The sequence below is a fragment of the Marinobacter sp. bablab_jr008 genome (assembly GCF_016464145.1).
GTDB classification, from domain to species: domain Bacteria; phylum Pseudomonadota; class Gammaproteobacteria; order Pseudomonadales; family Oleiphilaceae; genus Marinobacter; species Marinobacter nauticus.
Map to the genome: position 1 here is coordinate 42,357 of NZ_JACDWW010000046.1, position 12,214 is coordinate 54,570.

Below are 12,214 nucleotides of genomic sequence, written 5' to 3' on the forward strand. Positions count from 1 at the left end.
GTCTCGCCCTGATGGCTGCCATTGTCTGGTGGTTCTGGCTCTCCGGCTCTAACTCGGACAACTCCGATCAACATCACTGAGGTAATCACCATGAGAAAACACACCCTTGCCCTCGGCCTGATGGCTGCCCTGGGATTCAGCACCACCGCCCTTGCCGGCGGTGCGGCCCAGAGCATTCACGTGTACAAATCCCCCACGTGCGGCTGCTGCGGCGACTGGATCGACCATCTGGAAGAAAACGGTTTTGATGTCACCGCCACCAACAGCGACGACATGGGCAGGATCAAAGCCGAAGCCGGGCTGATTCCGGGTCTGGGCAGTTGCCATACCGCCTTTGTCGACGGTTATGTGATTGAAGGCCATGTGCCGGCAGACGACATCAAGCGCCTGCTGGCGGAAGCCCCCAAGGCCACCGGCCTGAGCGTACCGGGTATGCCGGCGGGCTCTCCGGGTATGGAGATGGGCGACCGGAAAGATCACTACAAGGTTATTCTGTTCAACGACCAGGGCCAGACGCGGGTGTTCAACCAACACAACTGATGGTTCCCCTGCGGGGCTATGAAAGGGCGCAGGTTGCAGGTCTGCGCCCAAAGTCTGCCTATTTTTTCTACACGAGAGCCCCGCACTGTTCTATGATGGAAGATAGATTCGGAACACATTAGGCAAGGAAACATTTTGAGCCTCAAAACCCGCTTTCTCGGGCTGGCCGCGGTGCTGATCGTCGCGGCGGGTACCGCTTCCTGGCTGGCCTACCGGGCGTTATCGGAAGATATTATTGAACGCTGGGGCCAGCAGGTGGCCGAAATCCAGGTGCGCTATGACAGCGCCCGGCTGCTGCAGTCCCTGGAACGGGAAATCGGGCTGGCCCGGCAAATGGCCAACTCTTCTGCCTTGATTCAATGGGCCCAATCCCCCGATGACCCAACCCTGAAAACCCTTGCCATCCGCCAGATGGAGAGCTTCCGCAGCAACTTCCGGGATAACAGCTACTTTGTGGCCCTTCACGCCAACGGTCATTACTACTACAACAATGCCAATAACGAGTATGCCGGCCAGCAATTCCGCTATGTACTGAACCCCGGCAAACCCGACGATGCCTGGTTCTTCCAGCTCATTGACGAGGGCCGCGACTTTCACCTGAACGTCAATCCCGATACCGAACTTGGCGTTACCAAGCTGTGGATAGACGTGCTCATGCGCGATGCCGACAACAACATCGTCGGCATGGTGGGTACCGGCCTGAATCTGGACGACTTTCTGCAGGACATTGTCGACATCGGCCAGGACGGCATTACCACCCTGTTCGTGGACTATAACGGCGCCATCCAACTGTACCGCGATCGCAACTACATCGATTTTGCCACCATCATCAAACCCGAAGGCCAGAAAAACACCGTGGATCTGCTGTTCGACGATCCCCAGGACAAACAGCAGATTCTGGGCATGCTGCAGATGCTCAAACAGCGTGATGGCGAAGATGGCGCGGTGGAAAGCGGGTTTGTGTCGGTGGATGGCCGCAAGCATCTGGCCGGCGTGGCCTTTCTGCCCGCCATTGGCTGGTTTGAGATTACCCTGCTGGACCTGGATACGCTGATTCCCCGAAGCTACCTCTGGCCCCTGATCGCGGTGTTCCTGCTCAGCCTGCTGGTGACCCTGGTGCTGTTCCACCAGATCATACAGTCCCGCATTCTGCGCCCGGTCATCAGCCTCGAGGAAGCCGTGCATCGGCTGCGGGACGGGCGCTTTGATCTGCCCTACCTGCCAAAACCGGACAACGAGATCGGCCGCCTGGTGGATCATTTCGAAAAAATGTCCCACTCCCTGCAAGATACCACCCGCGAGCTGGAACAGAAGGTGGCCCACCGCACCGAAGAGCTGCAGCGCCTGGCCCGGGTCGATGCCCTGACCGGCCTGAAGAACCGGAGAGGCCTGGACGAGGTGATGAATGAAGAGATCCAGCGCGCGGAAAGGGAGCAGAAGGGCTTCGGGCTTCTGTGGCTGGACATAGACCACTTCAAAGCCATCAACGACAGCCAGGGCCATCAGGCCGGAGACGAGATTCTGTGCCGGGTTGCGCTCTGGCTGAAAGCGGCGGTTCGGCCCTACGACCACCCCGGTCGCTGGGGTGGCGACGAGTTTGTAGTCCTGCTCTCACCCTGCGATGCCGCCACGCTGGAGCAGATCGCCTGTCGTATTCGCGCCAGCGTCGAGCAGGAAAGCCAGCGCACCGGAACACCGGTAACCATCAGTGTTGGCGGCTATTTTTGCCAGCCCGGTGAAGATCTCGATGTCCTGCTGCGCAACGCAGACCAGGCTCTGTACGAGGCCAAGCGAAACGGCCGGAATCGGGTCTGCATCCGCACGGGCACCGGCGAGGCCATTCATCCGGCCTGACAGATCTGACTCGCACTGGCAGAACCGTTATACTCCGCTGCAACACACTTTTTTATTCAGGTTATCTCTTCATGCTCAACGCCGACGCTCTCAATCAGTTGCGCCAGCTGAAAACCGACATCAAACAGAACAAGGTGGTCTTCCCCGGTACCGTCAAGTCCACCAACGGTCGTTTCGGCTTTGTGGCCCTGGATGAAGGGCGGGATGTGTTTCTGCCTCCCGAGGAAATGCAGAAAGTCCTGCCCGGTGATCGGGTCAATGTCACCGAACACGAAGTGGAAAAAGGCAAAACCCAGGGCGTTGTCGACGAGCTGCTGGAATCGCACCTGACCACCTTCGTGGGCCGCTATCTGATCAAGGGCAAAGGCCACTTTGTGGCACCGGAAACCCCGGGCATCAACCGCTGGATTTTTATTCCGCCGAAAGAACGCAAGGGCGCCCAGCCCGATGATTTCATCTACTGCCAGATTCACCGCCATCCGATCAAGGACGGCAAGGGCCAGGCGAAGGTGCTGCGGGTGATCGGCAAGGCCGGTGAGCCGGGCATCGAACGGGCCTTCACCCTCGCCAACTTTGATTTGGCCGATGCCTGGCCGGAAGAAGTGCAGAAGCAGGCCGACACCCTTACTGAGGAATCCGTTACCTCACACCGCGAGGGCCGGGAAGACCGTACCGAACAGCCCTACGTGACCATCGACAGTCCGGGCACCCAGGATATGGACGATGCCCTGATGGCAACCCCGAATGCCACTGGCTGGACCCTGTCCATCGCCATCGCCGACCCGACCGCGATGATCGAGCCGGGCAGCCCGGCCGAAGAAGAAGCCTTTAACCGCGCCACCGCCATCTATTTCCCGGGTGAGCCACTGCCGATGTTACCGGACGCCATCAGCACCCGCCTGTGCTCGCTGATGCCAGAGGTACCCCGGTTGGCCCTGGTGTGCGACCTGCAGGTGAACAACGATGGCAGCCTGGGCGACTACAGCTTTCGCCAGGCCGTCATCCGCTCCCAGGGCAAGCTGAGCTATGAGCTGGTGTCACACCTGATTGAAGGTCGGGAAGACGATGACATCAAGGCCTTGCCCGAAGCCGTCGCCAACAGCCTGGACCAGCTGCATCAGGCCGCCACTGCCCTGCGCAAATGGCGCTCGGAGCACGCGTTACTGAGCAATGATCGCCCCGAATTCCGGTTGCGTCTGGACGAAAACAAGCGGATCCGGGTGATTGAACCGGCAGTGCAGAACGAAGCCCACCGGCTGGTGGAAGAATGCATGGTTGCGGCCAATCGTTGTGCGGCCGATTTCCTGCAAAAGCAGGGGCAAGGCCTGTTCATCCAGCATCCGGGGCTGCGGGACGACCGCGCCGACAATATCCGTAAACTGCTGGAAGGTTACGCCCCACATCTGGCCGAACTGGATGCCACCAGTGCCGAAGGCTTCAAGGCGTTGATGAAACACACCGATGGCCTGCAGGCCGATGTGCCGGTCAAGTCCATTCTCTCGCGCCAACTGGCCCGGGCCGAACTGGGCTTCGAGCCTGCTCCGCATCAGGGTATGGGACTGGCGGCCTACACCACCTTTACTTCACCGCTGCGCAAGTTCTCGGACTTCTACGTGCACCGTCTGATCAAGGCCGCACTCTGGGATCAACCCATCAAGGCCCTGAACCCGCAGCAGCTGGAGAGTCTCCAGACCACCCAGTTCCGCGCCCGCATGGCTGCCAACACCCTGGAGGCCTGGCTCAAGAGCGATTACGCCAAAGGCCTGCCGGCAGATCCGATGGAAGGCACCATTACCCGCACCATGCCGTCGGGGTTTTTCGTCCGCCTGGATTGCAACGGCCTGGAAGGCTTTGTCAGTTGCAAGGATCTGGAGGGCAAGTTCAGCTTTGATCCGGTTACGCTGCGCCTGGTGCACAACAAGAACGGCCGGATCTTCCAGCTGGACCAGCGGGTAACCGTGAGTTTTTCCGGTGTGGACGAAGAGCGTCGGCAGATCAACTTCAAACTGCTCGAGGCCGAGGACATTAATCCCGGAACCGACGACAAGGGTTGAAAACCAGCCGGGCAGACACACCGTATCTGTTCAGAGGTCTTCTGTTTTCAGGAGGTGTGTTATGCCCATCAGTCCTCAGGAATTTCTGCGAAAGTACGGCTTCGACAAGGAAGAAGAAGAGCCCGACCACAGCCTGCGCCACAATGCCATGGAGCATGCCAGGCATTTGAAACGGCCCCATGCCGGCACTCCCCATGACTGGGAAGAGTGGGAAAGGTTCAAGAAGGAACACCCGGATCAGGTCGAAGACGACGACTGACCCGGGACGGCATCAGCTAGGGTTCTGGTCCTGCCGGGCCAGCATTCGCCCCAGCCGCTCGTCTTTGGCACGCCACAGATCGCCCAACCAGTCCTTGACGTTGCGGCGGTGCTCGGCGTCCTCAGAGTAATCCCTGCCCTTGAGGTGTTCCGGAATGGTCTGGGTATCAATGCTCATCCGGATCTCCGGCACCCGCCCACAAATGAAGTCCCAGAACGTTGGAGCGCCATCGGGATAGGCAATCGTGACATCCACCAGGGTATCAATGGAATCCCCCATGGCATCCAGCACAAAGGCCACTCCACCGGCCTTGGGCACCAGCAAATGCTGGTACGGTGACTTCTGCCGGTCGTGCTTGGCCGGTGTAAAACGGGTGCCTTCGACAAAGTTCATCACACTCACCGGCGTGTAGCGGAATTTCTCACAGGCCTTACGGGTCGCCTTCAGGTCATCGCCCCGTTTTTCCGGATGCTTGATCAGGTACTCCCGGGTGTAGCGTTTCATAAACGGGAAATCCAGCCCCCACCAGGCCAGGCCGATCACCGGGACCCAGATCAGCTGTTGCTTGAGAAAGAACTTCAGAAACGGCGCCCGCCGGTTGAACACCCGCTGCATGGCGAGGATATCCACCCAGCTCTGATGATTGCTGAGCACCAGATACCAGCTCTCGCGCTTGAGCTTATCAGCGCCTTCCACGTGCCAGCGGGTATTGTGGGTGAGCTTCATCCAGCCCGTATTGCAGGCCACCCACGACTCCGAAATCCAGATGATCACGCGGGTGCACAACACCCGGAAACCCTTATGCGGAATAACCAGCTTGAGCACCGCGGGGATATAGAGCAGCAGGCACCAGAACACGGTGTTCAGGCCTAGTAGCAGGGAATTAAGCACGCCAATAACGGGGGCAGGCAGGAAACTGAGCATGGGCATCCTGTTGTGGTTGTTGTTTCCGAAGCCCGCAATCATAGCAACCTGGCAGCCGCTTGGGCAGTGGCCCGAAGTGACCAAAACGCCGACCGGATGTGACAGTCTTGCCATGGCTGGGGGAATGAATCCACTCTATTATCTGACTCCACACGCACCGCAGCTACACCGGACACCCTATGCGCAACCCCCTGAAATCCGCTATCAAGACCTCCTCCGGCCTCGCCCGCCAGAGCGCACTCTACGCTGGCAATGCCTTCGACCGGATTTTCCGGGCGGCCAGCCTGGTACAGGCAGGCCAGACCCCGTTCGAGACCTTGCACAGCAATGGGCTGGTGAGCCTGCGATACTATCCGCCGCTGGAGGAGGATTTCATTGAACTGGATGGCATGGTGATCCCGGTAGAACGCAAGACCCACCGCACGCCGATCGTCATCATTCCTCCTCTGGCCGTGAATATGCTGATCTATGATCTGTTTCCCCAGCGAAGTCTGGTGCGTTTCCTTCGAGCCAGAGGATTTGAGGTCTATCTGATCGACTGGGGTATGCCGGGCCGGGAACATACCCACTACAACATGCATACCTATGTTGCCGAATTCCTGCCGGAGTATCTGAATCGGGTCCGGGAACACAGTGGGGAACAGGAACTGTCACTGCATGGCTGGAGCATGGGCGGCATGTTCACGCTGTTCTACTCTGCCCTCAGCAAGGACCAGCACATCCGCAACGCCATCGTCCTGGGCCTGCCCATCGACAGCCATGCTTCCGGCCTGATTGGCTGGATGTATCAACGAATTGCAGACGTTGCAGAACTAGTGCGCAAGCGAACCGGTTTCCGGCTCCACGACATGAAACCGCACTGGTTCCACACCCCGGGCTGGGCCAACACCATCGGCTTCAAGTTAACCAACCCGGTTGGCAGTGTGATGGGCTACTGGGAGTTGATCGTGCGACTGGGCGACCGCGAATTCGTCACCAACCATGCCACCACCTCGGCCTTTCTGGACCGAATGGTGGCCTACCCCGGCGGTGTCATTCAGGACACCGTGGTCCGGGTCTGGATTGATAACCAGTTGGCCAAAGGCCAGATCCAGATTGGCGACGACTTCGCTCGACTGGAGAACGTAAACGCCAACTTACTGGCCATCGCCGGCCAGGAGGACACCCTCGCTACACCCGGTGCCGCCAAGCGAGTGATGGACCACGTCAGCTCCACGGATAAGACCTTCCGGGTGGCCCCCGGCGGGCACATGGGGATACTGGCCGGAAGCAAAGCGCCCCGGGCGTCCTGGCTTGAGCTGGCCGACTGGTTGGCTGCAAGGTCTGACTGATACTACTTTCACAAGCGGCAGGTGGCAGGGAGCGCTTTCCACCGCTGACTTTCCGTCTTCCCTGCTTTAAACTGCCACCCATGAAACCTGTTGATATGTTGAGCCTGGATCTGCGATCCCTGGCAACGTTTGTGGCGGTTCTGGATGAGGGCAGCGTGTCCCGGGCGGCGGTTCGCCTGGGCGTTACCCAATCGGCCGTGAGCCACACCCTCGAGCGCCTGAGACAGGCCTTCGGCGACCCCCTGTTTGTGAAATCAGGGCGCGGCATTGTACCCACCGACTACGCCCTGCGCACCGGCCCCCACATCCGCCAACTGCTGGATGATCTGCGCACCCTGCCCTCCGGGCCGCCCTTCGAACCGGCGTCGGCGGAATTCACCTTCACCATTGCCGCCAACGATTACCAGCGGGATCTGCTTCTGCCCGGGCTGCTCCGAATCCTGCGGCAGCAGGCCCCGGGCATCCGGCTACAGGTGATTCCCTCCGGCATCCCCAACGCCGACATGCTGCGCAAAGAAGCCTGCGACCTGATCATCAGCCCGCACGCACCGGAAACCACGGACATCATGCAACGGGGCCTGATGGCGGACCGCATGGTAGTGTTCTATGACCCAAACCAACGCAACGCGCCGACAGATCTGGCCGAATACCTGAAAGCCGATCACATCGCCCTGATGTTCGCCACCGGCGAACGACCCGGCTTTGAAAACACCCTGCACGCCAAGGGCCTGGACCGCCGCAACGTGGTCACCGTCTCCAACTTCTCCGGCCTGCCCGAATTCCTCCGCGGCACCGACATGCTGGCCACCGCCCCGGAACGCATGAGCGCACAACTCATGCGGGACTTCGCCTGGGTTCCACTTCCCTTCGACTACAAGCCCTTTACCCTGCTGATGCTATGGCACCGAAGGCACCAGAATGACCCGGCCCACCGCTGGGTACGCAACCAGGTGAATTCGGTTGCAGCGACCATGAACGGGCTGAACGATTAATCAATCAGTTTTGTTCATGTATTGCATGAGGCTACAAGCCGTTATCCAAACGCACCATAAACCCTAGACTTCACGTCAATCGTCGACCTAGCGCAACTCTAAAGTCAGGACAAATAGTGTTAGCACTCACAAGCATCTGGACAACCATACTGCTGGCCGCCGCCGTCGCCCTCGGGCCACTGGCCGTGGACATGTACCTGCCAGCATTGCCCCAGATCGGCGCCGACTTCGATGCCGGCACCGATCAGGTCCAGCTGACTCTGAGCGTCTACCTGGCCGGCTTCGCCATAGCACAACTCATCTGCGGGCCGCTGGCCGACCGCTTCGGCCGCAAACCCATCATGATCGGTGGCTTCCTGCTCTTTACTGTTGCGAGCATCGGCTGCGCCCTGGCCAACAACATCGAAACCCTGCAGCTGTTCCGGTTCCTGCAAGCCCTGGGCGGCTCCGCTGGCCCTGTGCTGGGTCGCGCCATCATCCGCGACATCTATACCCCTCGGGAAGCCGCCAAAATCCTCGCCCTGCTGGCCAGCATCATGGCCCTGGCACCGGCGGTGGCCCCTACCCTGGGCGGCCTGATGGTTAGTGGTCTCAGCTGGCACTGGATCTTCATCGCCATGGGCGGCTACGCCCTGGTCATGGCCGCGGTCACCGCCTTTGGCATCCCTGAGCCCCTGAAACCGGAGTATCGCCAGCCCCTGCGCCTGTGCCACCTGTTCGCCAACTACCGGCGCATCAGCACCGACGCCAGCTTCATTGGCTACACCCTGACCAACGCTGCCATCTACGGCGGGCTGTTTGCCTTCCTGTCCGGCGCGTCCTTCGTGCTGATTGACGTACTGGGGGTTCAGCCGGAGCACTTCGGCTTCTACTTCGCCGCCATCGTGGTGGGCTACATCGCTGGTAATCTGGGCTCCATCCGACTGGCGCGTTACCTGGGCCCGGATCAGATCCTGTTCTACGGCCTGGTCACCGCCCTGGCCGGCGGCGCCATCATGGCGCTCCTGGCCTACCAACAGGTTTACAGCCCGTGGGCGGTGATGATTCCCCAGGCCATCTTCATGGCCGGTACCGGCCTGGTACTGCCCCAGTGCATGGCCGGCGCCCTGGCCAACTTCCCCACCATGGCTGGCTCCGCCTCCGCGCTTTTTGGATTTATCCAGATGAGCGCCGCCGCCATCGCCGGCGCCATCGTCGGAGCCCTGCACAATGGCACCCCTCTGGTGATGGCCACCGTCATCGCCACCTGCGCCGGACTGGCCATGATCGGCTACCTGCTGCTGGTACAGCGCTACCCGGCGAAAGCCTTCGAAACCGGAAAAGCCAGCGCCTGAAAGGCTCGCACGAGCATGATCTAGCTAAAGTCGGGGATGAAAAGTCATCCAAAGTAAGCTACACAGAGTAAGTTGCAGAACATAAAGCCAAGGAACTCTCAACAAACTCAGGAGCAGCATATGAGCAACGTCACCCTCGACGGCAACCCCATTGAACTGAGCGGAAAATTCCCCCAGCCGGGCGACAACGTACCGCCCTTCACTCTGACCAGCAGCGGACTGGAAGAAGTCAAACTCGATAACTGGGCCGGCAAACGCAAAATCCTCAACATCATCCCCAGCATCGACACCGGTGTATGCGCCGCCAGCACCCGCAAGTTCAACGAAAAGGCCGGCAGCCTCGACAACACCGTAGTACTCGTTATCTCCGCCGACCTGCCCTTCGCCGCTTCCCGTTTCTGTGGCGCCGAAGGCCTGAAAAACGTGGAAACCCTGTCCACCTTCCGTAACTACAGCTTCCAGCAGGACTACGGCGTGGCCATCCAGAACGGCCCCCTCGCCGGCCTCTGCGCCCGCGCGGTGGTGGTGCTGGACGAGAACAACAAGGTAATCCACAGCGAACTGGTCAACGAGATCAAGAACGAGCCGGATTACGATGCGGCTTTGAGTGTGCTCTGATATTCATTGAACCTCCAAACCCCTGTTGATCGATAGAGTACAGGGTATTGCACCGCCGTCCGGGTGACCGGGTGGGGTGGGCTTTCCAAAAATTTGCGGAGCCAGGGATGGCGGAGCAGAAGCGCCACATGGATGTGCCGAAGGAGCGTTTTTTGGAAAGCCCACCCCGCTCGGTCGCTTGCATCTGAGCCGAGTGCATGCACCCGACACAAGAACTGCTAGAATCCCCGCCACACTCAATACCAAGGCCCTCAAGCTAACGTGCAAAACCACCTGCAAAACGCCTCCCTGGGCCGCCAGCTCTACCACATGACCTGGCCCATGCTCTTCGGCGTGCTCTCGCTGATGACCTTCCAGCTCACCGACAGCGCCTTCGTCGGCCAACTCGGCCGCGACCCGCTGGCAGCGCTGGGCTTTACCGTGCCCATGCAACAACTGGTCAGCGGCATGTACGTAGGGCTGGGCATCGCCACCACCGCCATCATCTCCCGCACACTGGGCCAGGGCGACGACATGCGCGCCCAACGCCTGGGCGGCCTGGTGGTCGCCATTGGGGCCGGCCTGGCTTTCCTTCTATGCCTGTCGGTCTGGCTCCTGCAAAACCTGATCCTGGACCTGCTCGGCGCCGAACAGGCCCTGCGGCCAGTCATCAGGGAATACTGGGCACCCTGGCTACTCTCCGCCTGGACCGGCGCCATGGTCTACTTCAGCTACGCTGTGTGCCGCGCCAATGGCGACACCCGCCTGCCGGGCTACATGATGATCATCACCAGCCTGCTCAACATCGCCCTGGACCCGCTGTACATCTTCGTCTTCGGCTGGGGTCTGCCCGGCGCCGCCTGGGCCACCATCACCGCCTTCGGCATTGGCGCGCTGATTGTCTACCCGACCCTGCTCAAACGCCAGTGGCTAAGATTCGACCTGCTCCAATTGCAACTGGCTCAGGCCGTACGCCAGCTCGGCGGCATCATGGCGCCGGCCATGGTCAGCCAACTGATGCCACCTATCTCAGCCATGCTGGCCACGGCACTGGTGGCAGGGTTCGGCTCTGCTGCGGTGGCCGCCTGGGGCCTGGGCACCCGCCTGGAGTTCTTCTCCATTGTGGTAGTGCTGGCCCTGACCATGTCCATGCCGCCGATGATCGGCCGAATGCTGGGGGCAGGAGAAGTCGAGAAGATCCGCAAGCTGGTTCGCATTGCGGTGCGCTTTATCGTGATCTGGCAGCTGGCCATCGGGCTGATCTGGCTGGCCGCCTCCGGCTTCGTCTCTGGCCTGTTCAGCCGCGATGCCGGAGTACAGGACATTCTGGTGAGCTATCTGCTGCGAGTGCCGCTGAGCTACAGCGGGCTTGGCGTGTGTATTCTGATGGTGTCAGTCAACAACGCACTGGGCATGCCCATGCGCGCACTGCTGATTTCCACTCTGCGGTTATTCGCCTGCTATCTGCCCCTGCTCTGGATTGGCGGGCAACTGGCCGGGCTGACCGGGCTGATGTCCGGCGCTCTGGTGGGCAACCTGCTGGCCGGCACCATGGCCTATAGCCTGTATCGCCAGGGTATGAGCCGGTTGCGCCAGCAGGGGTAATACTCAGGCAAACCGGGCGCGGAAGCTCTCGGGCATGGGGGTTACTTCCCGGCTCTGGTAGTTAAAGAACACGAAACCGTACTTGGCCAGCGCCACTGGTTGCCCGCTGTCGGCCTTGGTGACCCGGAACACGAAATCACCGCCGTATTTGTTGAAATCCATCAGCCCCACTTCAAAGCGCAGCAGGTCCGGGTAGAAGGACTCTCCTTGGTACATGGTAGCAAGATCCGTGACGATGATGCCCACACCATCGTGGCCCGCCTCTTCAATGCCATGCTCTACCAGGAACTGGGCGCGCGCTTCAGACAGCATGGAGATCAGCGCGTCGTTGCCCAGGTGGTTGGCGCCGTTGATGTCGGTAATGCGGACCGGCAGGCGGGTTTCGAAGGTGAAGGCGGTGTCGGGAAAGTCGAGTTTGATTCTGGCCACTTTGGGGTCCCCTGGGGTGCGCTTGGTGCGATTGAGTGATGGGGGTGCATCATACTCCGACCTTTGTCGCTTCTCATCCTGTGGGTTGTTCGGGTATCTTGCTGTAAACGTCGTAGCGCCGCGAATGCTGGTTCGGTCGGCCGTAGAGATAAGCTTTCCAAAACACGCTGTGTATACATCCCTGTACGCTCTGCTCCGCCATCCATGGCTCCGCAAGGTTTTGGAAAGCTTATCCCTACGCCCTCATCCTGGCCTTGAACGCGCACCATAAAAACAGCAAAAAGACAGAGAGCCT

The 12,214-nt window shown here is 60.2% G+C and carries 11 protein-coding genes; 9 read left to right on the plus strand and 2 right to left on the minus strand.

Features of this window, described 5'->3' with window-relative positions:
* Window positions 1-90: 90 nt before the first annotated feature.
* From JIF53_RS04400 to JIF53_RS04415, 4 genes are all read left to right on the plus strand, one after another.
* Window positions 91-540, plus strand: coding sequence for a DUF411 domain-containing protein (locus JIF53_RS04400; protein WP_014423038.1), 450 nt, complete (start codon window positions 91-93; stop codon window positions 538-540).
* Window positions 541-675: 135 nt separating this feature from the next.
* A complete protein-coding gene (locus JIF53_RS04405) occupies window positions 676-2,394 on the plus strand; it encodes a sensor domain-containing diguanylate cyclase (RefSeq protein ID WP_153739632.1) in 1,719 nt (572 codons plus the stop codon).
* A 71-nt stretch (window positions 2,395-2,465) separates the two neighbouring features.
* Window positions 2,466-4,448 carry a ribonuclease R family protein gene (locus tag JIF53_RS04410; protein ID WP_153739633.1) on the plus strand — a complete coding sequence of 661 codons (1,983 nt, stop codon included), beginning with the start codon at window positions 2,466-2,468 and terminating at the stop codon, window positions 4,446-4,448.
* 61 nt (window positions 4,449-4,509) lie between these two features.
* A complete protein-coding gene (locus tag JIF53_RS04415) occupies window positions 4,510-4,707 on the plus strand; it encodes a hypothetical protein (protein WP_011787196.1) in 198 nt (65 codons plus the stop codon).
* Window positions 4,708-4,719: 12 nt separating this feature from the next.
* Here the strand turns inward: JIF53_RS04415 and JIF53_RS04420 are convergent, their stop codons facing one another.
* Window positions 4,720-5,631 (minus strand): acyltransferase, encoded by a 912-nt coding sequence (locus tag JIF53_RS04420; protein ID WP_194841868.1) that lies wholly within the window; start codon window positions 5,629-5,631, stop codon window positions 4,720-4,722.
* A gap of 179 nt (window positions 5,632-5,810) precedes the next feature.
* Here JIF53_RS04420 and JIF53_RS04425 point away from each other — a divergent pair, with 179 nt between their 5' ends.
* The 5 genes from JIF53_RS04425 to JIF53_RS04445 all read left to right on the plus strand — a co-directional run bounded on the left by JIF53_RS04425 (window position 5,811) and on the right by JIF53_RS04445 (window position 11,490).
* Window positions 5,811-6,962, plus strand: a complete 1,152-nt coding sequence (locus tag JIF53_RS04425) for an alpha/beta fold hydrolase (RefSeq protein WP_011787198.1) — start codon at window positions 5,811-5,813, stop codon at window positions 6,960-6,962.
* An 80-nt stretch (window positions 6,963-7,042) separates the two neighbouring features.
* On the plus strand, window positions 7,043-7,954 hold the full coding sequence (locus JIF53_RS04430) for a LysR family transcriptional regulator (protein ID WP_031210070.1): 912 nt from the start codon (window positions 7,043-7,045) through the stop codon (window positions 7,952-7,954).
* Window positions 7,955-8,070: 116 nt separating this feature from the next.
* Window positions 8,071-9,288: a Bcr/CflA family multidrug efflux MFS transporter gene (locus JIF53_RS04435; RefSeq protein ID WP_153739634.1), complete on the plus strand. Its 1,218-nt coding sequence runs from the start codon at window positions 8,071-8,073 to the stop codon at window positions 9,286-9,288.
* Between the two features lie 120 nt (window positions 9,289-9,408).
* Complete coding sequence (gene tpx / locus JIF53_RS04440) at window positions 9,409-9,906, plus strand: thiol peroxidase (protein ID WP_011787201.1); 498 nt, start codon at window positions 9,409-9,411, stop codon at window positions 9,904-9,906.
* 261 nt (window positions 9,907-10,167) lie between these two features.
* Complete coding sequence (locus JIF53_RS04445) at window positions 10,168-11,490, plus strand: MATE family efflux transporter (RefSeq protein ID WP_022991351.1); 1,323 nt, start codon at window positions 10,168-10,170, stop codon at window positions 11,488-11,490.
* A 3-nt stretch (window positions 11,491-11,493) separates the two neighbouring features.
* Here JIF53_RS04445 and JIF53_RS04450 read toward each other — a convergent pair whose 3' ends face one another.
* The gene (locus tag JIF53_RS04450; RefSeq protein ID WP_014423046.1) at window positions 11,494-11,919 is read right to left on the minus strand and encodes a thioesterase family protein; all 426 of its coding nucleotides are present in this window, start codon (window positions 11,917-11,919) and stop codon (window positions 11,494-11,496) included.
* Window positions 11,920-12,214: the final 295 nt, after the last annotated feature.

Bases quoted from the DNA above. Each gene is read 5' to 3' on its own strand.
- JIF53_RS04400 (WP_014423038.1), top strand. From the start codon at position 91: ATGAGAAAACACACCCTTGCCCTCGGCCTGATGGCTGCCCTGGGATTC.
- JIF53_RS04410 (WP_153739633.1), top strand. From the start codon at position 2,466: ATGCTCAACGCCGACGCTCTCAATCAGTTGCGCCAGCTGAAAACCGAC.
- JIF53_RS04415 (WP_011787196.1), top strand. From the start codon at position 4,510: ATGCCCATCAGTCCTCAGGAATTTCTGCGAAAGTACGGCTTCGACAAG.
- JIF53_RS04420 (WP_194841868.1), bottom strand. From the start codon at position 5,631: ATGCTCAGTTTCCTGCCTGCCCCCGTTATTGGCGTGCTTAATTCCCTG.
- JIF53_RS04425 (WP_011787198.1), top strand. From the start codon at position 5,811: ATGCGCAACCCCCTGAAATCCGCTATCAAGACCTCCTCCGGCCTCGCC.
- JIF53_RS04430 (WP_031210070.1), top strand. From the start codon at position 7,043: ATGAAACCTGTTGATATGTTGAGCCTGGATCTGCGATCCCTGGCAACG.
- tpx (WP_011787201.1), top strand. From the start codon at position 9,409: ATGAGCAACGTCACCCTCGACGGCAACCCCATTGAACTGAGCGGAAAA.